We start from the raw sequence: 22,623 nt of genomic DNA, 5'->3' as shown, positions 1-22,623 counted from the left end.
TGAAGTAGCGAAAGGGCGATCTTCTGGTCATGTCCAGACGCTACGAAACCGCCCTGCCCGCCTCAAGCTGGTTTGTTTTGACAATGCCGTGCAGCTCCCAATTCGGCCGGAGTGCTGACCCGAGCCCCCGCGCCTGCGGCGTGCGCCTACGCGGCGGGCAGCGTGACCATGATCGTAACTCCGCTCTTGCCTGCCCTGTCCTCGAACGCGACCGACCCACCATGTAGCCCGGCAATGCGCGCCACGATCGAAAGGCCGAGGCCGCACCCCTGTTGCCCGCTGCCGGCCACACGGTAGAACCTGTCGAACACCCGCTCGCGCAAGCCCATGGGAATGCCGGGGCCACTGTCGCAGACCCTCAAAATGACCGACTGATCAAGGACGTCGACCGACACCGTCACCTCACCCTCCGCAGGGGTGTAGCGGACCGCATTGTCCAGCAGATTGCGCAACAGGATGCGCAACAGATCCGCGTTCCCGACCACGACGGCCGGATCGCGGGAAACATCGGCGACCCCCAGATCCATATTCTTGGCCGCCGCTTTGGGTGCTGCTTCTGCGACACATTCGATCACCAGATCCGCAATGTTCACCGGCCCTTTGGTCGCGGCCGCCCCATCCTGATCGACCCGCGACAGCACCAGCAGTTGCTCTACCAGCCGGGTGCCGCGGTCGGCACCTTCGATCACCCCGTCAAGCGCCGCGGCGCATTTCTCGGGATCGCGCTCTTGCCGGGCCACCTGGGCATGGGTCTTGATGGCGGCAAGCGGGGTGCGCAACTCGTGCGCGGCATCGGCGGCAAAGCGGCGTTCGCGATCAAGCAGCAAGGCAATGCGTGCAAAAAGTCGGTCAAGCGCCTCAAGAAGTGGGCGGATTTCATTCGGAGCGGCGCCGACTCCAAGTGGTTGCATGTCATCGGGGCTGCGCCGCTCAACAGCCGAGGTGATGTCGCGCAATGGTCGCAGCCCCCATCCCACCGACAGCCAGATCAGACCTGCAAGCAGCGGAATCGCAACCCAAAGCGGATGCAGGATGTGAACGGCCACGAGGTCGGCGAACTTTCCCTTCAGATCATGGCGCAGCGCCACCTCGACAAGGCGCCCCGCGCTGTCGGATGTGCCGAACACGCGCCAGACCTGATCCGCCGAGGTTGCATCGTGAAACCCTGGCTGCCAGCTTTCGGTCGGAAAGGTCGGCGAACCCACGCTGTCTGCCGAAGCCCCGCCCGCACCGGCGTGGACACGAAAGGCGATCATCCGATCCGCATCGGCGCCCGTTTGATGCAGCAGCGTTTTAGCCAGATCGCCCTGCGGCAGGCGGTCGAGCAGGACGACAAGAAGGTCGGCCGATTGTTCGAGATGGGTATCCAGCATCTCGTCAATCAATTGTCTGGTATCGAGATAAGAGAATAGTGCCGTGGCCAGCCAGGCGACGATGATACTGCCGCCAAGAATGACCAGCAGCCGTTGGCGCAGCGAACGGATCATCCGTCACCTGCCGCAATGATGTAGCCGACACCGCGGACCGTGCGGATGAGGTCAGCATAGAGTTTCCGGCGCAGATTGTGGATGTAGACTTCGACCGTGTTGCTGCCGATCTCCTCGCCCCAGCCATACAGGCTGTCTTCCAGCTGGCTGCGGGTGCGTACCCGTCCCGCGTTCATCATCAGTTCCTGCAAGGTGGCGAATTCGCGCGCGGACAGCTCAACCGGCTCGCCATCCAGAAACACGACGTGGCCGGCCGGATCGAGCGTGACCCGGCCTTGCTGCAGACGTGGGCCAGCAGTCCCCTTCGAACGGCGCAGGAGGGCGCGCAGCCGCGCCTGCAGCTCGGCCAGTTCGAACGGCTTGACCAAGTAGTCATCGCCGCCCGCATCAAGTCCGGCAACGCGGTCGGCAAGGGTATCGCGCGCTGTAAGGACGAGGACCGGAGTGCGATCGTTCCCGGCGCGCAGCCTTTCCAGCAGGGTCAGCCCGTCGATGCCCGGCAGGCCGAGATCGAGGACGATGCTGTCATAGTTGTTGGTGCGCAAGGCCGTTTCGGCATCAAGGCCGTCGACAACCCAGTCAACGGCCCAGCCTGCCTGGGCAAGCCCCGCGGCCACGCCCTTGCCGAGCAAGGCATCGTCTTCCACCAGCAAAATGCGCATCGTTCCCAACGAACCTCGGTTTCCGCAATCCCCCGCACTCCAGACAGTGAACGTCGGAATCGCCACTGTGACAAGCACGGACCCCCGCCTTTTCGGGCCCGTGCTGTCTCGTCGATCGAACCGATCAGTTGAACGGTTTCCAACCGGGATGCTCGAAATGCTCCCCATAGGCATTGAGGGCCTGAATGACCAGAATGGCGCCCTGGCGGGCCTGGTCGCCCGCCTCCATTTCGGACGCGCCCTCGATGATCTGACCAAGCACGCCGTGAAATTGTTCATCGACCGCCGGCTCCAGTTCGCAGTTCTCGATCATGAAGTCGGTCTGCGCCATCACGACCGCCGCCAGCGACTTGTAGTCTTCGACCGGCAGATGATCGTGGTGAATCGCATCGATATTAGCGGCGACGGCCGTCTGAATGGCCTCCATGCCCTTGATCATGTTGTCGTCCCCCTGCCATTTCGCTCCGGCATTCAGCGTCAAGGCAAGCTCGCTCGCCCCATGCCCCTGGTGCGACGTGCTCTCGGCAAAGGCCGGTCCGGCGGTCAAGGAAAGCGCAATTCCGAACAGGACGGGTGCGATGTGTTTGATAGTACGCATTCTGAAGTCTCCTTTTTGGATCGCTTTGGCGTCTCGAAGGACACGCTGGACCCTGTCTGATCCCCCTGCCTTAAATGCCGCTTAAGCAAGGTGGAGGGGCGATGACATGGTTGTGTCCCGGGAAGTGGCGTAGGAACTGGCCTCCAGCTGCTTCTTAATAGCTGGTGTCGCTCGTTCACTGAGCGGAGATCATTGTCATCTCGTCATCATGGTTAACCGCAAGGCGGATCGCTTCGCGGCTGGTTCGAAAGTACCGGAAAGGGTCGGGTGTCTTCATGACGAGAAGCTACGCTCCCGTCCTCTCCCGCTCAAGCCCATCGCCTTGACACCACCCGCTTTGCAGGCACGTGGCCCAGCGCGAAAAGTTACCAAAAGTTAATTTCCCTAGCGTTACTTGAAATTGCATAAAAAACGGCTCCCGAGCCAGTTCCGGTCAGAACACCGCCCGGAGTGAGCCAAAAAATAATTAACACCAACACATTGGGAGAGTGTCATGGCACGTAGTATCACTTTTGTCGTCGACGGTGACGTCGACACACAGGTCACCGTTACCGAGGTGGCCGATGGGACTTTACGCTTCGATTTGAACGTTCTTGGCGCCGGCCTGATCGGCGATCTGCGCGGGCTTTTCTTCGATCTCGCGGATCCCGACGGCGCACCGACGCTAAATCTGAGCACGCTTTCGATCGAGGGCGAGACCCTCGTCGACGGCCACATCAGCAACCCTTCGAAGCTGGTGGGCAACACCAAGTTTGAAGAGGCCGCCGTCGACACCGTCGGCCGGGATGCCAATATGAAGGGCAAGATCCTGCACGACTACGGCCGCTATGACGCCGGGATCGAGTTCGGCATGCCTGGAATGGCCAAGGACGACATCCAGGCCGTCAGCTTCACCCTAAGCAGTTCCGCGGGGGACCTGTCGCTCGACATGCTGGACCTGACCGACTTCGGCCTGAGATACACCTCGGTCGGCGAAGAGGACGGGCCGCGCGACGACTCTCTCAAGATCGGCGACGTGTCCAGCGGGGTGGCCCGCAACGACGCCTTCGAGGTCGACGAGAATGACGAGGGCACCGAGGATCTGCTGGCCAATGACACCAATGGCACCCAGGTCGACGGCACCCGCAAGACCGTGATCTTCGTCACCGATGCCGATGGCGCGCTGACGGCGACCGCAGGCGGGTTCGAGCGAACCGTTGTGATCGACGGGCTGGAGTTGGGCACCCTGACCGTGAGCGACGACGGCTATGCGACCTTCGTCGCCGACGGGGCTGATGTGGACAAGCTTGGCCATGATGCGATCAAGACTTGGGCGTTCACCTATGTGACTGAGGCAACGGACGGCAGCCTGGCCACCGCCGATGTGGAACTGACCATCGACGGACAGAACGACCAGCCCGTCGCCGAAGATCTGTTCCTGACGGTCGACGAGGATGACGGCAGCAGCCCGTTCACCCCGAGCCTGACCGGGGATGGCGTGACGGCGTCCTTCGTCGCCTCCGACATCGATATCGGCGATACGCTCAGCTATCAGATCATCTCGGCGCCGACGGATTCCGAGGGCCATCTGTACGGAGAGGTGATCAACAACGGCGACGGCACCTTCACCTTCAACCCGCTCGACAATTTCCAGTTCCTGGGCGACGGCGAGACCCGGGACGTGACCTTCGAGTATGTCGCGATCGACGACAGCGGCGCCGGCCTTTCGCCGAACTGGCCCGAGGAGGTCGATACCTCGGAGGCCAAGACGGTGACCGTCACCGTCGTCGGCTCCGACGACGCTCCGACGGAGACCGCGGGCGACCTGCTGTTCGTGACCGAAGATCAGAGCATGTTCGGCACCGGCGACGCCATCGTCTTCGACGACCCGCTGCCGTTCTTCGGGCTGGATGAATGGTTCAGCCTCGATGCCACGATCATCCCCGGCTACACCTTCTCCGGCGCCGTACTTGAGGGCATCCTTGAGGGGATCGAGGCGGTCGCCGATTTCTTCGTCGATGTCGGCTGCGAGATCGCCAGCTGGTTCGGCGGCGATTGCGACGACGTCGATGTGGACCTCCCTTCGTCGATCTCGACGCCGAGCATCGGCACCAGCGGTTATCTCGACGCCAAGGTCGGGCTGCAGCCCTATTTCGAACTGACCACCGGCGATGTGGATGCCACCGTGCCCGTCGATGTGGTGTTCACCGCGCCCTACCAGGTCGAGGAGGGCGATACCTTTACCATCGGGTCCTCCTATTCGATCGACGGCGCGGAATTCACCACCGCCAGCCCGAATGTCAGCTTCGGCCTTGACTTCGTGTTCGATATCGCCGCGGATCTCGACTTCGACATCGGGTCTTCGACCTTCGGCGGCGGGTATTCGTTCGGCATATTTGACTTCGACACCGCCGATATCTCCGATTTCGAAGGCGAACTTGGCGAACCCGGTTTCAACATCTTCAACTTCGATGCCGAGGACGATCTGGAATTCGAGGTCGGCCTGCCGTTGGGCAGCACGCTGTCGGCCAACTTCCCGCTCATCAACACCGACAGCAACGACGCGCCGAACCCGTCTTCCGAGGTTCTCACCAGCACCGGCGAGGATGACATCGCCGTTCTCGACGTGGATGTGGATGCGCTGGTTTCGGCGTTGCCGTACATCCCGCCGCTGGGCGATTCCGGCTCCGAGGGGCTGTCTATCGACATTGCAGGCGCCTCAGTGAATCTGGTCTCCTTCGACTGGGCCTGGGACGTCGTCGCGGTCAACCTGATCAACACCCTCAAGGTCGTTCAGGACTTCACTATGACCATCGACGAGTTGCCTCTGCTGGCGAGCTTCGAAGACGGCTCGGTCATCAGCGGGCTGAAGGTGGGCGACGATCTGACGGTCACGGCCCCCGATGAGCTGGTCTTCGATCCGGAGGTCGACGGCGATGCAGACGGGGTGCTTGATTTCGATATCGACGTGGACATGGGCGCGATCTTCGAGAACCTGACCACGCTTGGCTTCGACATGGACCTGTTCGTCGGCCTGCTGCGCCTGACCGGCGGCATTTCGTCCGACTTCTTCTCGGACACTTCGTTCAGCCTGTTCCCCGGCGGCGAGCCGGGCACCGCGGACGACTTCCTGTGGAGCGATACCTTCGAGCTGATTGACGACTACACGCTGGCGACGCTGTTCGACGACGATTTCGCGCTGACCGGGTTCGAGGGCAACCCGCACACGGTGGACACGGTCAACGGCTACTACGACATCGCCTGACGGCCCGAGCCCGCACCGGGCGGCCGGCGCGGCGCGCTCCGTTCAATCCGAGGCAGTTTGATGCCGGGCGGGCGAGGCCGCCCGGCATCTTCGTTGCCCGCTTTCAGCACGCGTGATCAGCGGTCAAGCCGGGCTGCGGCCGCGCGCCGAGCGGTGGTGTCAGATCGATGAGAACCGGTCTCCACAAGGGCAGGATGGCTATCCCTGGACTTGCCCGGATTTTGTGGAGAGCGTTTTCCCATAGAACACCTCCTGGTTCCTCAGTTGGTGCTCTCCACTTTTTCAGGGCAAGTCCATGTCCCTGGGGCTGGCCATCGTGGTCTGCGGCCTGGTGGCGACGGCGGCGCGCGTGGTCGCGGGCCTGCCGGGATAGGGGCCGCCGCTTTCGCGGCGATTCGTGCTATGATGCCTTCCGGGCGAGGAACGATCCGCCAGACCGGGTGCAACCAGGAGGGAAACGGCATGGTACAAGCGCAGATCGAGCCGGAAACCGTTTCGGTGGGCCGCCCCGCCCTCGAAGGATACCTGCGCGTGCCCGAGGCGCCCATCGGGCTGGTGATCTTCGCCCACGGCGCCGGCAGCAGCCACCGCAGCCCGCGCAACAACCGGGTGGCCGAGGCCTTGGGGAGGCGCGGCATCGCGACCCTGCTGTTCGACCTGCTGACCGAGGAGGAGGCGCTGGACCGCCGCAACGTCTTTGACATCCCCCTGCTGAGCGAACGGCTGATCGAGGCGGTGGACTGGGCGCTGTCCCAGCCCGAGCTGGCGGCGCTGCCGGTCGGGTTGTTCGGGTCCAGCACCGGGGCCGGCGCCGCGCTGGTCGCCGCCGCCCACGGCCCGGCGCGCTTTGCCGCCGTCGTGTCGCGCGGCGGGCGGCCCGACCTGGCGGGCGAGGCGCTGCGGTCGGTGCGCGCGCCGGTGCTGCTGATCGTCGGCGGCCTCGACCACGTGGTGATCGACCTCAACGCGACGGCGGCCGAGCAACTGCTCTGCCCCAACCAGACCGAGATCGTCCCCGGCGCCACCCACCTGTTCGAGGAACCCGGCACGCTGGACCAGGTGATGGACCTGGCCGGGACATGGTTCGAGAAAAAATTCCTCCAAGCGGGGGCCGGGGGCTGACCGGGCGCGCCGGCTCAACGCTTCGACGTCTCAACGCTCCGGCGTCCCAGCGGGGGAGAGCAGGACCGACCCCTCCGCGTCCTGGGTGAGCGCCATCCCGCCCAGACAGCTTTCTCGACGCAGCATGTCGGCCAGCCATGCGGCCTCTTGCGCATCGGCACGCCCCAGCGACAGCCGATGCCGGCGATAGGGGATCATCTCCAGCCGCTCCAGTTTCCCGGTCCCGAGGGCAACATCGGCGATATAGGCCAGGCCGAGGTCGGGCTTGAACTCCTCATGGCCCGTGATCCCCTCGTAATCGTTGATCAGGTCGCCCGCCCCGTACAGGATCGGCTTGCCCCGATGAATCTCGATCCCCTTCGGATGGTGCGAGGAATGGCCGAAGACCAGGTCCGCCGCGCCCGCGTCGATCAGCGCCCGTGCCATCGCGCGCTGCTCGTCCGGGATGAAATAGCCCCAGCTCCACCCCCAGTGGATCGACACGACCAGCAGGTCGCCGGGCCGTTTCAGGCCGTCGGTCCGGGCGTGTATATCGGATACGGTCGCGTCGATGCTGTCGGGCTGGAGATTGATGCCGGGGCGGTCGGGTCCGGCGCGCCAGCCTTCCGGCACGCCGGCAGAGGGTGAGCCGTAGGCGATGACCAGGACGCGCCCCTTGCCCGTCACCTCGGCGACACCCGCTTGCGCGGCCTCCTCCGCGCTGCGCCCGACCCCGGCCCGGCCGATGCCGGCCCGATCCAGCGAGTCGAGCGTTTCGGTCAACCCCTCCTCGCTCCAGTCCAGAACATGGTTGTTGGCCAGCGTGCAGATGTCGATCCCCGCCGCGGTCAGCGCACCGATGTTCCCGGGCGACATGCGGTAGTTGATCTGTTTCGCTGCCGGGTGCTCGGACGTGGTGATCGCGGTTTCCAGGTTGATCACCCGCAGATCACAGGCGCGCTTTTCCAGATCGGCCAGCAGGTCGCCCCAGACATAGGAAAACGGCACCTCTTCGGGGATCGGACCATTGCGCCGTTCGGCGAGATCGACGTAGCCAAGGGCCGAGCGCATGTAGCTTTCGTAAAGGCGCGGATCGACGGGATAGGGCAGGATCTGGTCGATGCCGCGCCCCAGCATCACATCGCCCCCAGAAAGAGGCGCAGAGTGTTTGCGTCGTTGCGGTCCATCCGATCCTGGCCCTGTCGCGGGCCGCCAGACGGTTGCGGCGGCCTGTCCGAACTGTGCCGCGCGCGCCGGGCCGGGGCAAGGATTCCGGGCCGCCCGCGATACGCAGCTATGGAAATGATGGCGTTATGCGGTCACACTCGGAACAGGACAGGCCGCAAACGGGACCGGAGCAGGGGCATGGAAAGCCGCCTTTCGCAGGAACAGATCGCCGATCGCCTGAACGAGGCCGCGACGCTGCTCGAGGCGCAGGGGGCGGACCGGTTCCGCGTGCGCGCCTACCAGATGGGGGCCGATACCGTTCGCGCCCTGGACGAGACGCCCGCCGAAATCCTCGAACGCGCGGGGTTGGAGGGGCTGGTCGCGCTGCCCAACATCGGCGACCGGCTGGCGCGGGCCATCGACGAGATGGTGGCGACGGGCCGCTGGATCCAACTGGAACGGATGCGCGGCGAGGCCGAACCGGAAAGCCTGTTCCAGTCGGTTCCGGGGATCGGGGCGGCCACCGCGCAGGCGATCCAGGACGCGCTGCACGTGGAAACCCTCGAGGCGCTGGAGATCGCCGCCCATGACGGGCGTCTGGAAAAGGTCCCCGGCATCGGTCCGCGCCGGGCGGCGGCGATCCGGGCCTCGCTGTCCTCGATGCTGGCCCGGCGGCGCCGGCAAAGGCGCGAGGATCACGAGGAACCCGGCGTGGAGTTGCTGTTGGAGGTCGACAGGCTCTATCGGGACAAGGCGGCCGCGGGCGAATTGCGCCGGATCGCGCCCAAGCGGTTCAACCCCGGTGGTGAGGCCTGGCTGCCGATCTTTCACAGCGACCGCGACGGCTGGTCGTTTACCGCGCTCTACTCCAACACCGCGCTGGCCCACGACCTGGGGCGTACCGACGATTGGGTCGTGATCTACTTCGGCCGCCCCGGCGGGCGCGAGCACCAGCGCACCGTGGTCACAGAGACCCGCGGCCCGCTGGAGGGGCAGCGCGTGGTGCGGGGGCGGGAGCCCGAGTGCAGGCATCACTATTTCGCCGATGACTGAACGCGCCCACAGTACCCCAGGGGGCCTGAAAACGGTTTCCGCCCAGGACCTTGCCGGGCGGCAGCGCGAGATATCGATCTCGGAATTCTTCCTCAAGAACCGGCACCTGCTGGGCTACGACACCCCGGCCAGAGCGCTGGTGACGGCGGTGTAAGAGGCGGTGGATAATGCCATAGACGCCTGCGAGGACGCCGGCATCCTCCCCGAGATCCGGATCGAGCCGAGCCGGCGCGGCCGGATCTATACCGTCGCGGTGCAGGATAATGGCCCCGGCATCGTCGAGGCGCAGATCGGCCGCATTTTCGGCAAGCTGCTCTACGGTTCGAAATTCCACAAGCTCAGCCAGTCGCGCGGGCAACAGGGAATGGGGATTTCGGCGGCCGGAATGTACGGTCAGCTGACCACCGGCGAGGCGATGCACATCCTCAGCCGGGTCGCCGGCGAGCCGCAGGCGACCGACCTGTACGTGTCCATCGACACCAGGAAGAACCGCCCCGACATCCACCACAAGAAGCACGTGGACTGGGACGTGCCCCATGGCACCCGGGTCGAAATCACGCTGGAGGGCCATCTGCAGGGCGGGCGCCATTCCATCGCCGCATACCTGCGCCAGACCGCTATCGCCAACCCGCACGTGACGCTGCATTTCCGGGACTCCGAGGGCGAGGCGCGCGATTTCCCCCGCAGCGTGGAGGCGTTGCCGCCGCGCCCGCAGGAGATCAAGCCGCACCCGCACGGCATCGAGCTGGGACGGCTGATCCAGATGCTGCACGGCACCAAGAGCCGCACCTTGATGCAGTTCCTGGTCGACGACTTCTCCAGCATCGGCAAGGTGACTGCGGCGCGGATCATCGAGGCGGCGGGCAAACGGCTGAGCGCGCGGTCCTATCCCAAGCATATCGCCCACGCCCAGGCCGTTGCGCTGCACCGCGCCTTCGACCGGGTGAAGATCCCCGGCCCCCGCACCGACTGCATCGTGCCCATCGGCGAGCCGCAGTTGCTGCGCGGGCTGCAATCGGAGCTGGCCGCGGATTTCTACACCGTCACCACGCGGCCGGCGGGCACCTATCGCGGCAACGCGCAGTCTCCGAAAGTCGGATGGCCTAGTTAAACCCGTTTGAACCAAAAAGAAAAAAGGCCCTCACTGGGGCCTAGTCTAGGGTTCGCGAGTGGTTTGTGGCGGAGGGGAAAGGATTCGAACTGTCGAGGCGGCAGAGTTACAGCCTCCTCGCACGCGACCCGCTGCGCTCCCAGCATTCCAGTTTGAGAGGATGGTCGCGTGACAGCGCCCGCCAGAATCCGTTGCCCTTGGACCAGAGGGAACGGAGCGCCCGAAAACTCTGTTCGAAGTAGCAACCGGGATCTATTCTAAAATCGGTGAATCCGAGCAGATAGTGTTCAACACCCGCTCCTACGCCCGCTTACGCCAGCCCGGAAACAAAGCAGGATCAAAGAGGATACAAAGCAAGAGAATTTCGTCCGCAGGTGCCGGCTCGGGGCATTGGCAACCGGTGGCGAAGCGCCATTTGCGGAGCGTTATCCGAAGAAGTCCTCCTTGAAACGATCAATCTGATGCATCCGCTCGTGGAGGATCGTGACAATGCCGATATCGCCGTTCGAGAGGTGCCTCCAATACACGAAATGCCGCTCGCAGCGGAAGAAAAACCCCTCCACTCCGAATTCGGCAGGCACGGCCCGCGAATGCACACCGCGCGTTTCGATCTGCTCGAATGCGGCGAACAAGCCGGTGATGTAGGTCTCGGCCTGCGCCTCGCCCCACGTGTCGCGCGTGTATCGGTAGATCTCGTCGAGACGGACCGAAGCCGCCTCCTGGACCAGGATCGCCATCGGCTCAGGTCCGGTTACGGGCGATCACCTCGGCGGCCGTCAGCGGCTTGTAGCTCTCCTCGGGCGCGGCGAAGGCACGGTTCAGCTCGGCCTTCAGCCGATCAAAGGCTTCACGCTCGACACGCTCCTTGTCGCGGCGGATCAGATCACGGATGTACTCGCTGACGTTCTCGTAGGCGCCGTCCTCGCCGACATTGGTCGCGACGAACTCGGTGAGCGCGCCGCTGACGCGCACGGTCATGGTGGTGGTCCGAGACATGGCGCTCTCCCTACATCTGTGTTCAAGATAACCAATATCGAACACGATACAAGGGCTGCATCGGTGCCCTGCCTATCCGTCGTCATCCTCGAGAACCAGGCGATCTGCCATCGTCAGCAGCAGAACCAGAACGACGTCCGAATGCCGCGCGAGCGACAACAGGTGTTCGCCGCTCGGACCGCGCTCGCCCGCGAACCAGTATTTCACCGTCCTCTCGCTGGCCCCAGTCCACCTCATGGCGGACTTGATCGCTCGGTGGGTCGATCCGAGTTCTGCGTGCAGTGCCATCGCCACGGCGGCGCGATAGTCGGCCGGAACGTCCTCTGGGTGCACAAATGTGCCCATCTTCCGCACAACTGTGCCCATCTTCACCCGCATCTTCATATGTTTCTCCGCTAAATGTTTGGAGAGACATGAAAACAGCAGAACCCGTCTGCGCCTGTGACTGGCCGGGTCTTCGCACTTTGAAGAGGAGCTCGGCGATTGGCAGGTCAAAACGAAAGCATTGGGACTGGTTTCGGGACGCCCGAACCCGACGTGCCAGCTATCGCCTATGTCCGGATGTCGACAGACCACCAGAAGTATTCCACCGAAAACCAGCTGGACGTCATTCGCAAGTATGCCGAAGCCCGCGGCCTGACGATCCTGCGGACGTTCGAGGACTCCGGGCGATCTGGCCTGCGGCTCGATGGCCGGGAGGCGCTGCAGAGCCTGATGGCCGAGGTCCAGTCGGGCCAAGCCGATTTCAAGGCGATCCTTGTATATGACGTCAGCCGCTGGGGGCGGTTTCAGGACGCCGACGAGGGTGCCTATCATGAGCACGTCTGTTCCCGCGCCGGTATCCGGGTCCACTACTGCGGCGAGCAGTTCGAGAACGACGGCAGCATCGGGTCGAACCTGCTGAAGACCGTGAAGCGCGTGATGGCGGGCGAATACAGCCGCGAGCTGTCGGTGAAGGTCTTCGCCGGGCAATGCCGTCTCGTGGAACTCGGCTATCGCCAGGGAGGCGCCGCCGGATACGGGCTGCGCCGGGTGCTGATCGACGAGCACGGCAATCCGAAAGGAGAGCTATCGCGCGGCGAACAGAAGAGCCTGCAGACCGATCGCGTGATCCTGGTGCCCGGCCCTGAAGAGGAGCAGCAGGTCGTCCAGCGCATGTACGAGATGTTCGTCAACGAGGGGCGGCCGGAGCGCGAGATCGCGGAGGTCCTGAACGCCGAAGGACACCGGACCGATCTTGACCGCCCCTGGACGCGAGCGACAGTCCATCAGGTGCTCACCAACGAAAAATACATCGGGAACAACGTCTTCAACAAGGTGTCGTTCAAGCTGAAGCAGCGCCGCGTGGTGAACCCTCGGGATATGTGGATCCGGGCAGAGGGCGCGTTTCCGGCTATCGTCGACAAGGCCCTTTTCCTGCGGGCTCGGGAAATCGTCGATGCCCGCAGCCGCCATTTCTCCGACGAGGAACTGCTCGATGCCTTGCGCGCGATCCTCAAGCGGCAAGGCATGCTGTCGGGGCTGATCATCGACGAGGAGGATGACCTGCCCTCCTCCAGCGCCTATCGCAGCCGCTTCGGCAGCCTGGTCCGCGCCTACCGGCTGATCGGCTACGAGCCGGACCGCGACTACAGCTACATCAAGGTCAACCGCGCCTTGCGGCAGGCCCATCCAAGGGTGATGGCCGAGATCATCGCAGGGGTCACACAGCGCGGTGGATCGGCCGTGCAGAACCCGGAAACCGACCTGGTTCGCGTCAACGACGAGTTCACGGTGTCCATCGTGTTGGCCCGCTGCACGGCGACGGCGGCCGGATCGCTGCGCTGGCGCATCCGTCTCGACACCGGCCTTGTGCCCGACATCACCATCGCCGTGCGCATGGACGAGGTGAACGAGGCGCCGCGCGACTACTACGTGCTTCCCAGCATCGACATGACCTTCGGGAAACTGAAATTTGCCGAGCAGAACGGGCTCGCGCTGGATGCGTACCGGTTCGACACGCTCGATTTCTTCTACGCGCTCGCCTCGCGGGCCAGGATCGCGGAGGTGGCGTGATGCCCGACGACTTGGAGCCAACCAGCCAGAAGCAGGTGACCCTGATCCCTTGTGACCGGATCCGGATCCTCAACCCCCGCGTCCGAAATCGGCGCACCTTCGAGGCGATGGTGGACAACATCGCCCGCATCGGCCTGAAGCGGCCGATCACCGTGGCCCCGCGCGCCGGGACGGACCCGCAGGAGTATGACCTCGTCTGTGGTCAAGGCCGCCTCGAGGCGTTCATCGAGCTCAAGCAGGACCACATCCCGGCCATCGTGATCGAAGCCGACGAGAGCCAGTGCCTTGTCATGAGCCTCGTCGAGAACTGCGCAAGGCGGCAGCACAACCCGATCGATCTGATGCGCGAGATCGGCGCGCTCCGCCAGCGCGGCTACAACGACCGCCAGATCGGCGAGAAGATCGGAGTATCCACCGAGTACGTGAACATGATCGCCGGATTGCTGGAGAAGGGTGAGGAGCGCCTGGTCTCCGCCGTGGAGACAGGACTGCTGCCGCTCAACCTCGCCATCCAGATCTCCAAGACCGACGCCAAGGGCGCGCAGAAGGCGCTGATGGACGCCTACACTCAGAAAAAGCTGCGTGGCCGAAAACTGACGCTTGTGCGCCGCCTGATCCAGCAGCGCGAGCTCCGCGGGCCCCAGATCAAGAGCAATGCACTCGGGCGGAGGGCGGCGAAACGCGCGCTGACCAGCGAGGGACTTGTCCGGGCCTATCAGCAGGAAGCGGCACGCCAGAAACTGCTGATCAAGAAGGCTGAACTGACCCAAGGACGGCTGATGTTCGTGCGCGAGGCGTTCCGCAAGCTCTGCGCGGACGAGCATTTCATGACCCTGCTTCGTGCCGAGGGCCTGGAGTCCATGCCCGCCGATCTCGCGCAGGCGGTCACCGATGGACCCTCGTCATGAAACGGGGCGCGGACAAACGCCCGGCCAGCGTCAATCACGGCTTCGAAGGTGATTGTGTCACCCTGCCGATCGACGTGATCTTGCCCCTGCGGGCGCTCGGAAAGAGCGCAAAGTCCAGTCGAAAGTACCGGCAGATCGTCGCCTCCATCGCCCAGATCGGGCTCGTCGAACCGCCGGTCGTCGTCCCGAACCCCGACAAATCCGCCACCTGGTTGCTGCTCGACGGGCACCTGCGGATCGAGGCGTTGAAGGATGACGGCGTGCAGGAGGTGGAATGCCTCGTTTCCACCGACGACGAGGCGTTCACCTACAACCGGCAGGTCAGCCGCCTCGCGCCGATCCAGGAGCACAGGATGATCCGGAAGGCGATCAACCGCGGAGTCCCAGAAGAAAAGATTGCAGCCGCACTCGACCTCGGCACGCGCAGCATCCAGAAGAAGATCAAGCTGCTCGATGGCATCTCCGAGGAAGCCATCGCGATCCTCAAAGACAAGCTCTGCACGAACGCGGTGTTCGACTCGCTCCGCAAGATGAAGACCATTCGCCAGATCGAGGCGGCCGAACTGCTGGTCAATGCCAACAACTACTCCGTCGCCTACGTGAAGGCGATCCTCGCAGGCACACCACAGGCCCAGCTGGTCGATACCTCCAAGCCGAAGAAGGTGAAGGGCATCACGCCCGAGGCGATGGCGCGGATGGAACAGGAGCTGGCCGGCCTGCAGGAAGGCATCGCCTCGATTCAGGACACGTACGGCCAGGATCATCTGCATCTGACCGTGATCAAGGCCTACGTCGGCAAGCTGCTCGGGAGCGCCAAGGTGGTTCGCTACCTCATGCAGACGCGACCCGAATTCCTGTCAGAATTTCAGACCATTGCCGAGATGGACTCTGTGATGCCGGCCGAGGCGGAATAGCCGGCGCGGCAGACTTGATGGGGACCCGGACCCGATAAGCGCGGGGACCGCGGGAGACGCCGGACGGTGGGCCGAATCGAGCGCGGCGGTGGGGATGGCGGCAAACCCGCTCGGGGCCCACCAGGCTGGCTTGAGTTTTCGCCGGCCGCGCAGCCGCGCCAGCGGCCGCGTTCAATCGGGGCGTGTCGGAGCCCGGGCAACTTCGGCACGCCCACCCGCCATATCTTCTCGCTACTACTCTCACGCGACCGAACAGAACACGATCAAAGCAAATACCAATCAGGAGAAAAGTGTCCGGGTGAGACTTTCAAACGCATGATTCTAAAGAGAATCGTAGTCATCGGCGATTGAAGTGAATCCGATCGCAATCCCGCGAACTCGGATCGGACGGGACTCGAACTGACGAGGCGGCGGAATTACAGCCGCCGCACACGCGACCTGCTGCGTTCGCGGCGTTCCAGTTTGAGCGGATGGTCGCGGGGCAGCGTCCGCCAGAATCCGTTACCTTTGGACCAGTTCAGGAACTGGCTGAAGCTGTCGACCTGGTCATCATGACGGCCACGCGGAAAGGACTGCAATTCGCGCTTGAAGGCCGGAAGCCAGGACGCCTCGACAGGCAGGACGACCTTGCCCTCTTCCACCGGCGCACAGGCCGCGCTGAAGCGGATCTCTTTCTCGTTTTCGGGCCGAACGCTCTGAAAACGCCGGTCATCCTGAAACAACTCATGCAACAACGGCCGGCCTGTCGCGGCATCCTCGATCAGGACCTTGTCCGGGTCCCACCGACCGACAAGGGACAGCACTTTGGCCTTGAGCTCAGGATAATCCAGTTGTCCGCGCCAGACATCGAGCAGGTGCCAATGCGGCGGCAGGAACCCCCAGGTCGTACAGACCGAGAAGTCGGACCGCGGATCAGACGACGTGCCCGTGTCCCAGCTTTGAACGATCAGGTGGTAGCGATGCCGCGGGAGCGCTTCGTCATAGCTGCCGAACCATTCCCAGCGCAACGGCGACCCGTCCGGGGCGACCGGGTTTTGCTGGTATTGGCAATTGAAGACCGCAGCGCCCATTTCCCGGCGCATGCGGTCGAGCGTCGCGCGGTCGAGCTTCGCCGGAAACAGCAGGTCGCCCGGTTTTCGGCGATGTTCTTTTCCGCGCCCGATGGGCACGGTCTCATGGTCTTCCGCGATTGCCGGCAGGTTCAGGTGCCGATACGTGCCCTTGTCGAGCAGATAGCCCGGTGGATCCAGTTCATGCAGGCGCTGCGCGATCATCACCACCCGGCCTTCCGCTGGATTGTCAAACCGCGACAGCAGTGTGCCCTCGATGAATTCCTGCGCCCGGATCAGTTCCGCCTCGGAATTGGCATCGCCCGCCTTCAACAGATCGTCAACGATGATGTAATCGGCACCGTGGCCGGTCACCGAACTGCCGATGGAAACCGCCTTGCGGCTGCCGCCCCTGGTGGTGCGGATTTCCTCTGCCGTATTACCTTTCTTTGCCAGCCGGGTGCCCGGGAACATCTCCTGGTACCACCGCGACGACATGACTTTCCGGCAATCGTCGGAATGTTTGCGCGCGAGATCGAGACCATAGCTGGCCACGATGATCTTCGCGCCGGGACAGTGGCCCAGAAGGAACGCGACATAGGCCACCGCCACCGTGACGGATTTCAGGCAGCGGGGCGGGATGTTGATCACCAGCCGCTTGTTCTCGCCGATCCGGACGTTGTCGAGCTCATGGCACATCGCGCGCACATGCCAGGCCGGCTCGAATCCGGTGTTGGACCCGCTGTGGAGGGTGTCGAACACCCGCCACACGAAGGGGAAAAAGTTCTTCCGGCAGACGGCAATCGCCGCCTGCCGGACCATGCGGGGATCAGGCGCCGTCATCGTCCGCCTCCGCGCCGTCGCAACCATCACCAGCGGAATGCGGATCGGAGAAGAAGTCCCGGAGGATGTCGTAGTCGACGGCATCCGCGCGACTCGCATGCTCGGTCTTTTCCAACTCTGCATTCACAGCATCGAACAGCATGGGATCGATCTTCAGCAGGGCCAGCAGCGCCTTCATGTTCCCCTGCAGGGCACTGGTCGCAAGCCGTTTGGCCATGGCTTCGGCCTTGGAGACGCGAACCTCGCGGTTGCCCTCGCGGATCGTGATCTGCGACTCCAACTCGCGTTTCAGGCTGGCATTGAGCCCCTTGGCCCCCTTCGGCCGGCCCTTCGGATTGCCCGACTGGCCCTTCTTGAACCGGGTATGCCTGGGCGGCTTGCCGTACCCGACCTCGTAGTCCTCGTCCCGCTCAGACATCTGCCGCCTCCTCGTCCCGGGTGGGCCGCGCCGCGGCACGGTCGTCGAAACCCTCCCCATTCGCTACATGCAAAGCTTTCTCCCCGGTCATTTCTTGCCAGCGGCGGATCGCGACATCGACATAGGCCGGATCGAGCTCGATGAGGCGGGCGCGCCGCCCGGTCTTCTCCGCCGCCAGCAGCGTCGCGCCGGAGCCGCCGAACATGTCGAGCACGACATCGCCGCGGTGGCTCACATCCATGATGGCGTCTGCGACCAGCGCCGTGGGCTTGACGGTCGGATGATCGGCGAGATCAGCCTCCCGCCCCTGCCCGAAGCTGTTCACGCCAGCATAGTCCCAGACATTGGTTCGGTTCCGCCCGTGCTTGCCCAGTTCCACGTTGTTGATGTGCGGCGCTCCCGGCTTCTTGAAGATGCAGACCAACTCGTGTTTGGAGCGGTAGAGGCTGCCCATGCCGCCATTGGTCTTGTTCCAGACACAGAGATTGATCAGATCGAGCCCGCAGGCCTTGGCGGTCGCGATCAGCTCTTCCACGTGGCGCCAGTCCATGCAGACCATGGCGATGCCGCCCTCCGGCAGCTGGTCCACGATCTCGGCGAGGAAGTCGGCCAGGAAACCGCGGAACGCCTCCGCCGACATCTCGCCCGAGGCCATGGCGAACTCGCGATGCGCACCGCCATCGCCGGACCTCACATGGCCCTGGATGGGTACGTTATAGGGCGGGTCGGTGAACACCATGCACGGCGCCTCCCCGTCGAGCACGCGGACGTAGCTCTCCGCCTCCAGCGCATTGCCGCAGAAGATGCGGTGCGGGCCCAGGATCCAGAGATCGCCAGGCCGGGTCACGGTCTCGCGCGTCTGGTCCGGCGCCTCGACCGTCTCGGAGGTCTCGGGCGCCTCCTGCCCTGCCCCACCGATGATGATGTCGATCTCGGGCAACTCGAAGCCGGTGATCTCGAGACCGAAGTCCAGCGTGCCCTCGAGGCCGAGATCCATCAGCTCGGCGAACTCGATCTGCAGGGCTTCCTCGTTCCAGTCCGACAGGTCCGCCAGCTTGTTGTCGGCGATGCGCAGCGCCCGCACCTCAGCCTTGGACAGGTGATCAACCACCACTGTCGGAACCGCCTCAAGGCCGAGGGCCTTGGCCGCCTCGAACCGGCCATGTCCAGCGATGATGACGCCATTGCCATCGACGAGGATCGGGGCGACGAAACCGAACTGCGCGACAGAGGCCGTCAGCTTCTCAATATTCTTCGCCCTGTGAACCCGGTTGTTGTTTGCGTAGGGCTTCAGGTCCGAGAGCGGGGTCTGAACGACCTTGTCGGCCATCCAGATGGTCTCGGGCGATGCCGATGCATCGGGTTTGGGTTTCTTCGCAGGCATAAATGCCTCCTCTCAAACTGCGCCGGTGCGGCGCTGTGAATGAAAGGATCGCATCGGGAAAATCAGAGAGAGCATGACAAGCAACTCCCCGGACCGATCGATCCAGCGAATTGCCCCTTCGAATGCTCTCGACAGAACCGCTCAGGCGCGGACTGGAGTGCTGCCTGGAAGATGTATCCATCTCCCCTCGGGACCCATGTCCCTTGCAGGGCATCAACAAGATAGGAGACACGTACATGGAATGCAAGACACTGATTTTTGACAAAAAATCAGGGCGCCCGTACCCGCTTCAAACGTCGACGATGCCGTCGAACGTTTCTGCTCAACTCGTCTGATGATCTGCAATCACAGAACGAAAAAAAGACCGCGCCCCACTCACCAGGCGCGGTCTATTCGAAACCAAGGTGTCCATGAAAACACCTCCAGATTAGCTGCTTGCCGGCACCTCGCAAGCATTAAACGCGTGGCGCGGAACAGGACTGGACTAGTGCGCCGAACCACGCATCACTGTCGGCACGCCCGATGAGTTCGGGCTCTCCTCGGTACGAGGGGGCGGCATCCCGCCGCCTCCGCAACCAGAGGAGACACCTCATGACGAAGACCAAACAGACCAAGATCGGCAAGGTGCAGGCGATGCTGCGCCGGCCGTCGGGCGCCAGCCTCGAGGCCATCTGCAAGGCCACCGGCTGGCAGCCGCACTCGGCCCGTGCCGCGCTCAGCACCCTGCGCAAGAAAGGCGCCGCGATCGAACGCCGCGACAGCGACACCGGCAAGAGCGCCACCTATCACCTGCTCGACAAGCAGGAAGACCGGGCATGAGCCTGCCCGGCGATCTCCCAGACTTGGACGATATGGCGCGGCCGGAACTGCTGGCGCTATGGCAGGAGTTGTTCGATGCACCGGCCCCGCGCATGCTGAGCCAGCCCTTCCTGCGCCGCTTCATCGCCTTCGAGTTGCAGTCCCGCCGCCACGGCGGGCTGCCCCGCAAGGTGACGGCGGCCATCGAGAAAGGCGCCGACAAATCGCAACGGGCGACAAGCCCGACCCTCAAGCCCGGCGGCCGCCTGCTGCGGGAATGGAACGGGGTGACCCATGTGGTTGATGTCACCGAGGGTGGCTTCGCCTGGAACGGGCAGACCTACCGCTCGCTCTCGGCCATCGCGCGCGAGATCACCGGGGCGCACTGGTCCGGGCCACGCTTCTTTGGCCTCAAGGGAAAGGCTGCCAGATGAGCCCGCGCCCGAAAATCCGCTGCGCCATCTACACCCGCAAATCCTCCGATGACGGGCTCGACCAGGACTTCAACTCGCTCGATGCGCAATACGAGGCCTGTGCCGCCTATATCGCCAGCCAGCGCCACGAGGGCTGGAAGCTGCTGCCCGGGCGCTATGATGATGGCGGCCTCTCCGGCGGCACGCTCGAGCGCCCGGCCCTGCAGCAGCTCATGGCGGAGGTGGATGCCGGCCGCATCGACATGGTGGTGGTCTACAAGATCGACCGGCTGACCCGGTCGCTGGCCGACTTTGCCAAGCTGGTGGAGCGGCTGGAACAGGCGAACTGCTCCTTCGTCTCCGTCACCCAGGCCTTCAATACGTCGTCTTCCATGGGGCGGCTCACGCTCAACGTGCTCTTATCCTTCGCCCAGTTCGAGCGCGAGGTGACGGCCGAGCGCATCCGCGACAAGATCGCCGCCTCCAAGAAGAAGGGGCTCTGGATGGGCGGCAACCTGCCGCTCGGCTATGACCGCCATCCCGATCCGAACACCCGAACGCTGGTGGTGAACCCGGAAGAAGCCGAGAGGGTGCGGCGGCTCTTTACCCTCTATGCCGATCTCGGCTGCCTGCGCCGTGTGACGGAGGCGGCAGCGCGGGAAGGGCTGCGCTCAAAGCGGCAGGTCCGCGCGAACGGAACCGTGTCCGGCGATCGCCCCCTCTCCCGCGGGCAGATCTATTACCTGCTGCGCAACCCGGTCTATCTCGGCAAGATCCGCCACAAGGAGAAGGTCTGGCCTGGCCAGCACGCAGCCGTAATCGATGAAATGCTCTGGGACGACGTGCAGGACAAGCTGCAGGTTGCGGCCAATCGATCGCGCCGGCGGCGATCGGAAGACGGGCAGACACAATCCATCGCGAACAGCGCCTGGCTGACCGGCAAGCTGCGCGACGAGACTGATGACCGGCTGACCCCGACGCACACCACCCGGCATCGCCGGCGGTTGCGCTACTACATCTCGAACCGGCTGATCTCCGGCGGCAGCGACCCATCGAGCTGGCGGTTGCCGGGACCAGCGTTGGAGCGGGCTGTGGCGGATGTCATCGTTCAGCATCTCAAGGCGGCGGCTGCGGCGCACCGGGTTCTGAACAGGCCCGACGCGGCCAGCGGTGCCGAGGTGAACGCATCAACTCTCAACTTGATTAATGCGCTGCGGAAGGGAACGGGCACCCGGATTGCCAAGCTGATCGAGACCGGCACGGTTCAGCGCGGCCGGATCGACCTGACTCTGAACGCCGCCCTGCTGGCCGAGGCCCTCACTGTCCCGGCCGCCGATCTGGCCCCCTCTCTCCTGGAAGTCTCCGCCCCGTTCGACCTGCGCCGCCGCGGGGTGGAAGCGAAGATCATCGTCGGGGAGCCGAAGCCGCAACCGGACCAGTATCTGCGGACGATGTTGATCCGTGCCCATGGCTGGGCAAAGGAGTTGAAATCCGGCACCCAGCTCTCCGACATCGCCCGCAGGGAAAACGTGCCCGGATCCTTCATTCGCAACCGCGCGCAGCTTGCCTTCCTGTCGCCCAAGATCCAGGCTGCGATCCTGGACGGCACTCAACCGGCCGAGCTCTCTCTCAAAAGGCTGGTCAGCGTCACGGTGCCGCTCGACTGGCGCGACCAAGAGCAGATGTTCGGCTTCTGATTCACGGCTCCCCTGTCTCCCTGATACCGCGCAGGCCTTCCCTGTTCCGTCCTTGCAGCTTCCCTGTTCGATCAAAATAATTCCCTGTTCCGTTACGCAGGGAAATCCGAGCTAACCCATTGAAGCGAAGTACGGAATCTGGGTCAATTTCAACCAGACAGCATGCATTTGGCCAAAATTCCCTGTAAATCGGCCGGTATCAGGGAAATCTCGCCCAAAGCGCACCCGCCAAATTCCCTCTCTGAGACTTCCCTGGTTGCCGGCAGAAAAGCGGGACAAGTCGCCCGTCTCTGTTCCGGTCACGTACGTGCAACCCTCGGGAATTGCGGCACAATTCCGGGGCAAAAAGCGACACTGGACTGAGACCAATGTGGGTGGCGGGGAGACAGGGATTCGAACCCTGGGAACGCTCTCACGCTCAACGGTTTTCAAGACCGCCGCATTCGACCACTCTGCCACCTCCCCGGTCCGGCGCGGGTTTAAGCCGACCGGCGGGGTCAGGCAAGGCAAAACAGGGGAATTCTTGCCGAGCCTGTCGCGGCGTACTTTCCATGCCAGCACCGCCGCGTTATGATCCGCGCAACGTCGGCGTCCAGCCCCGTTGGGGTGCGGCGCCGTTGAACGACCGGGATAACCGGCGCGGGGCGTGTGCGCGTGCATGCATCTGGGGTGCATATGCGGGCGACGGCCCGCCGACAGGCAAGGAACATGAAGATGGATCGCGT

General features: G+C 64.0%; 21 protein-coding genes and 1 tRNA gene. 11 read left to right on the top strand and 11 right to left on the bottom strand.

All coding sequences use genetic code 11. The annotated features are described in order from the left end of the window. Positions 1 to 146: 146 nt before the first annotated feature. The 3 genes from E1832_RS08935 to E1832_RS08925 form a co-directional block, all read right to left on the bottom strand. Entirely contained in the window at positions 147 to 1,487 is a 1,341-nt protein-coding gene (locus E1832_RS08935) for an ATP-binding protein (RefSeq protein ID WP_133359393.1), read from the bottom strand. After that, a complete protein-coding gene (locus E1832_RS08930) occupies positions 1,484 to 2,149 on the bottom strand; it encodes a response regulator (RefSeq protein WP_133359392.1) in 666 nt (221 codons plus the stop codon). Before E1832_RS08930 ends, E1832_RS08935 begins: the two co-directional genes overlap by 4 nt. 124 nt (positions 2,150 to 2,273) lie before the next feature. Further along, the gene (locus E1832_RS08925; RefSeq protein ID WP_133359391.1) at positions 2,274 to 2,747 is read right to left on the bottom strand and encodes a hypothetical protein; all 474 of its coding nucleotides are present in this window, start codon (positions 2,745 to 2,747) and stop codon (positions 2,274 to 2,276) included. A gap of 493 nt (positions 2,748 to 3,240) precedes the next feature. Between E1832_RS08925 and E1832_RS08920 the strand changes: the two genes are divergently transcribed. After that, the gene (locus E1832_RS08920) at positions 3,241 to 5,991 is read left to right on the top strand and encodes a VCBS domain-containing protein (protein WP_133359390.1); all 2,751 of its coding nucleotides are present in this window, start codon (positions 3,241 to 3,243) and stop codon (positions 5,989 to 5,991) included. 462 nt (positions 5,992 to 6,453) lie between these two features. Further along, positions 6,454 to 7,113, top strand: a complete 660-nt coding sequence (locus E1832_RS08915; protein ID WP_245513919.1) for a dienelactone hydrolase family protein — start codon at positions 6,454 to 6,456, stop codon at positions 7,111 to 7,113. Between the two features lie 30 nt (positions 7,114 to 7,143). Here E1832_RS08915 and E1832_RS08910 read toward each other — a convergent pair whose 3' ends face one another. After that, entirely contained in the window at positions 7,144 to 8,229 is a 1,086-nt protein-coding gene (locus tag E1832_RS08910; protein ID WP_133359388.1) for a CapA family protein, read from the bottom strand. 228 nt (positions 8,230 to 8,457) lie between these two features. On the opposite strand from E1832_RS08910, the gene E1832_RS08905 reads away from it, so the two are divergent. From E1832_RS08905 to E1832_RS08900, 3 genes are read left to right on the top strand one after another with little or no spacing between them, the layout of a single operon-like run. Continuing rightward, the gene (locus E1832_RS08905) at positions 8,458 to 9,312 is read left to right on the top strand and encodes a helix-hairpin-helix domain-containing protein (RefSeq protein WP_133359387.1); all 855 of its coding nucleotides are present in this window, start codon (positions 8,458 to 8,460) and stop codon (positions 9,310 to 9,312) included. Next, positions 9,305 to 9,466, top strand: a complete 162-nt coding sequence (locus E1832_RS22505) for a hypothetical protein (RefSeq protein WP_165978841.1) — start codon at positions 9,305 to 9,307, stop codon at positions 9,464 to 9,466. Before E1832_RS08905 ends, E1832_RS22505 begins: the two co-directional genes overlap by 8 nt. Before the next feature lie 6 nt (positions 9,467 to 9,472). Further along, the gene (locus E1832_RS08900; RefSeq protein ID WP_133359386.1) at positions 9,473 to 10,423 is read left to right on the top strand and encodes a DNA topoisomerase VI subunit B; all 951 of its coding nucleotides are present in this window, start codon (positions 9,473 to 9,475) and stop codon (positions 10,421 to 10,423) included. Between the two features lie 425 nt (positions 10,424 to 10,848). On the opposite strand, the gene E1832_RS08895 is transcribed toward E1832_RS08900, so the two are convergent. The 3 genes from E1832_RS08895 to E1832_RS08885 all read right to left on the bottom strand — a co-directional run bounded on the left by E1832_RS08895 (position 10,849) and on the right by E1832_RS08885 (position 11,803). Continuing rightward, positions 10,849 to 11,160 carry a type II toxin-antitoxin system RelE/ParE family toxin gene (locus E1832_RS08895; protein ID WP_133359385.1) on the bottom strand — a complete coding sequence of 104 codons (312 nt, stop codon included), beginning with the start codon at positions 11,158 to 11,160 and terminating at the stop codon, positions 10,849 to 10,851. A gap of 4 nt (positions 11,161 to 11,164) precedes the next feature. Next, on the bottom strand, positions 11,165 to 11,419 hold the full coding sequence (locus E1832_RS08890) for a ribbon-helix-helix domain-containing protein (RefSeq protein ID WP_133359384.1): 255 nt from the start codon (positions 11,417 to 11,419) through the stop codon (positions 11,165 to 11,167). 72 nt (positions 11,420 to 11,491) lie between these two features. Further along, positions 11,492 to 11,803, bottom strand: coding sequence for an XRE family transcriptional regulator (locus E1832_RS08885; protein ID WP_133359383.1), 312 nt, complete (start codon positions 11,801 to 11,803; stop codon positions 11,492 to 11,494). A gap of 153 nt (positions 11,804 to 11,956) precedes the next feature. Between E1832_RS08885 and E1832_RS08880 the strand changes: the two genes are divergently transcribed. From E1832_RS08880 to E1832_RS08870, 3 genes are read left to right on the top strand one after another with little or no spacing between them, the layout of a single operon-like run. After that, positions 11,957 to 13,474: a recombinase family protein gene (locus E1832_RS08880; protein WP_165978842.1), complete on the top strand. Its 1,518-nt coding sequence runs from the start codon at positions 11,957 to 11,959 to the stop codon at positions 13,472 to 13,474. Next, entirely contained in the window at positions 13,474 to 14,382 is a 909-nt protein-coding gene (locus E1832_RS08875) for a plasmid partitioning protein RepB C-terminal domain-containing protein (protein ID WP_133359381.1), read from the top strand. Before E1832_RS08880 ends, E1832_RS08875 begins: the two co-directional genes overlap by 1 nt. Then, positions 14,379 to 15,296: a plasmid partitioning protein RepB C-terminal domain-containing protein gene (locus tag E1832_RS08870; protein ID WP_133359380.1), complete on the top strand. Its 918-nt coding sequence runs from the start codon at positions 14,379 to 14,381 to the stop codon at positions 15,294 to 15,296. Before E1832_RS08875 ends, E1832_RS08870 begins: the two co-directional genes overlap by 4 nt. A 416-nt stretch (positions 15,297 to 15,712) precedes the next feature. On the opposite strand, the gene terL is transcribed toward E1832_RS08870, so the two are convergent. The 3 genes from terL to E1832_RS08860 are packed head-to-tail and all read right to left on the bottom strand — an operon-like array spanning position 15,713 to position 18,990. Next, entirely contained in the window at positions 15,713 to 17,287 is a 1,575-nt protein-coding gene (gene terL, locus E1832_RS08865; protein ID WP_206021027.1) for a phage terminase large subunit, read from the bottom strand. Next, positions 17,175 to 17,606: a DUF5681 domain-containing protein gene (locus E1832_RS22500; protein WP_165978839.1), complete on the bottom strand. Its 432-nt coding sequence runs from the start codon at positions 17,604 to 17,606 to the stop codon at positions 17,175 to 17,177. The genes terL and E1832_RS22500 overlap by 113 nt, the downstream gene beginning before the upstream one ends. Continuing rightward, entirely contained in the window at positions 17,599 to 18,990 is a 1,392-nt protein-coding gene (locus tag E1832_RS08860) for a site-specific DNA-methyltransferase (protein ID WP_245513918.1), read from the bottom strand. Before E1832_RS08860 ends, E1832_RS22500 begins: the two co-directional genes overlap by 8 nt. Before the next feature lie 591 nt (positions 18,991 to 19,581). Here E1832_RS08860 and E1832_RS08855 point away from each other — a divergent pair. Genes E1832_RS08855 through E1832_RS08845 form a run of 3 tightly spaced genes read left to right on the top strand, consistent with a single transcriptional unit; the run spans position 19,582 to position 21,898 of the window. Beyond that, the gene (locus tag E1832_RS08855) at positions 19,582 to 19,809 is read left to right on the top strand and encodes a DUF3489 domain-containing protein (protein ID WP_245513917.1); all 228 of its coding nucleotides are present in this window, start codon (positions 19,582 to 19,584) and stop codon (positions 19,807 to 19,809) included. After that, positions 19,806 to 20,222 carry a DUF2924 domain-containing protein gene (locus E1832_RS08850; protein WP_133359377.1) on the top strand — a complete coding sequence of 139 codons (417 nt, stop codon included), beginning with the start codon at positions 19,806 to 19,808 and terminating at the stop codon, positions 20,220 to 20,222. The genes E1832_RS08855 and E1832_RS08850 overlap by 4 nt, the downstream gene beginning before the upstream one ends. After that, positions 20,219 to 21,898: a recombinase family protein gene (locus E1832_RS08845; RefSeq protein WP_133359376.1), complete on the top strand. Its 1,680-nt coding sequence runs from the start codon at positions 20,219 to 20,221 to the stop codon at positions 21,896 to 21,898. Before E1832_RS08850 ends, E1832_RS08845 begins: the two co-directional genes overlap by 4 nt. A 375-nt stretch (positions 21,899 to 22,273) precedes the next feature. On the opposite strand, the gene E1832_RS08840 is transcribed toward E1832_RS08845, so the two are convergent. After that, a tRNA-Ser gene (locus tag E1832_RS08840) sits at positions 22,274 to 22,363 on the bottom strand. Positions 22,364 to 22,623: the final 260 nt, after the last annotated feature.

This window comes from Antarcticimicrobium luteum, from assembly GCF_004358185.1.
Taxonomy (GTDB): domain Bacteria; phylum Pseudomonadota; class Alphaproteobacteria; order Rhodobacterales; family Rhodobacteraceae; genus Antarcticimicrobium; species Antarcticimicrobium luteum.
This window is presented reverse-complemented; position numbering and strand designations above follow the sequence as displayed.

Coding starts and splice junctions, on each gene's coding strand:
- E1832_RS08935 (WP_133359393.1), bottom strand. CDS start 1,487: ATGATCCGTTCGCTGCGCCAACGGCTGCTGGTCATTCTTGGCGGCAGT.
- E1832_RS08930 (WP_133359392.1), bottom strand. CDS start 2,149: ATGCGCATTTTGCTGGTGGAAGACGATGCCTTGCTCGGCAAGGGCGTG.
- E1832_RS08925 (WP_133359391.1), bottom strand. CDS start 2,747: ATGCGTACTATCAAACACATCGCACCCGTCCTGTTCGGAATTGCGCTT.
- E1832_RS08920 (WP_133359390.1), top strand. CDS start 3,241: ATGGCACGTAGTATCACTTTTGTCGTCGACGGTGACGTCGACACACAG.
- E1832_RS08915 (WP_245513919.1), top strand. CDS start 6,454: ATGGTACAAGCGCAGATCGAGCCGGAAACCGTTTCGGTGGGCCGCCCC.
- E1832_RS08910 (WP_133359388.1), bottom strand. CDS start 8,229: ATGCTGGGGCGCGGCATCGACCAGATCCTGCCCTATCCCGTCGATCCG.
- E1832_RS08905 (WP_133359387.1), top strand. CDS start 8,458: ATGGAAAGCCGCCTTTCGCAGGAACAGATCGCCGATCGCCTGAACGAG.
- E1832_RS22505 (WP_165978841.1), top strand. CDS start 9,305: ATGACTGAACGCGCCCACAGTACCCCAGGGGGCCTGAAAACGGTTTCC.
- E1832_RS08895 (WP_133359385.1), bottom strand. CDS start 11,160: ATGGCGATCCTGGTCCAGGAGGCGGCTTCGGTCCGTCTCGACGAGATC.
- E1832_RS08890 (WP_133359384.1), bottom strand. CDS start 11,419: ATGTCTCGGACCACCACCATGACCGTGCGCGTCAGCGGCGCGCTCACC.
- E1832_RS08885 (WP_133359383.1), bottom strand. CDS start 11,803: ATGAAGATGCGGGTGAAGATGGGCACAGTTGTGCGGAAGATGGGCACA.
- E1832_RS08875 (WP_133359381.1), top strand. CDS start 13,474: ATGCCCGACGACTTGGAGCCAACCAGCCAGAAGCAGGTGACCCTGATC.
- E1832_RS08870 (WP_133359380.1), top strand. CDS start 14,379: ATGAAACGGGGCGCGGACAAACGCCCGGCCAGCGTCAATCACGGCTTC.
- terL (WP_206021027.1), bottom strand. CDS start 17,287: ATGCGAGTCGCGCGGATGCCGTCGACTACGACATCCTCCGGGACTTCT.
- E1832_RS22500 (WP_165978839.1), bottom strand. CDS start 17,606: ATGTCTGAGCGGGACGAGGACTACGAGGTCGGGTACGGCAAGCCGCCC.
- E1832_RS08860 (WP_245513918.1), bottom strand. CDS start 18,990: ATGCCTGCGAAGAAACCCAAACCCGATGCATCGGCATCGCCCGAGACC.
- E1832_RS08855 (WP_245513917.1), top strand. CDS start 19,582: ATGACGAAGACCAAACAGACCAAGATCGGCAAGGTGCAGGCGATGCTG.
- E1832_RS08850 (WP_133359377.1), top strand. CDS start 19,806: ATGAGCCTGCCCGGCGATCTCCCAGACTTGGACGATATGGCGCGGCCG.
- E1832_RS08845 (WP_133359376.1), top strand. CDS start 20,219: ATGAGCCCGCGCCCGAAAATCCGCTGCGCCATCTACACCCGCAAATCC.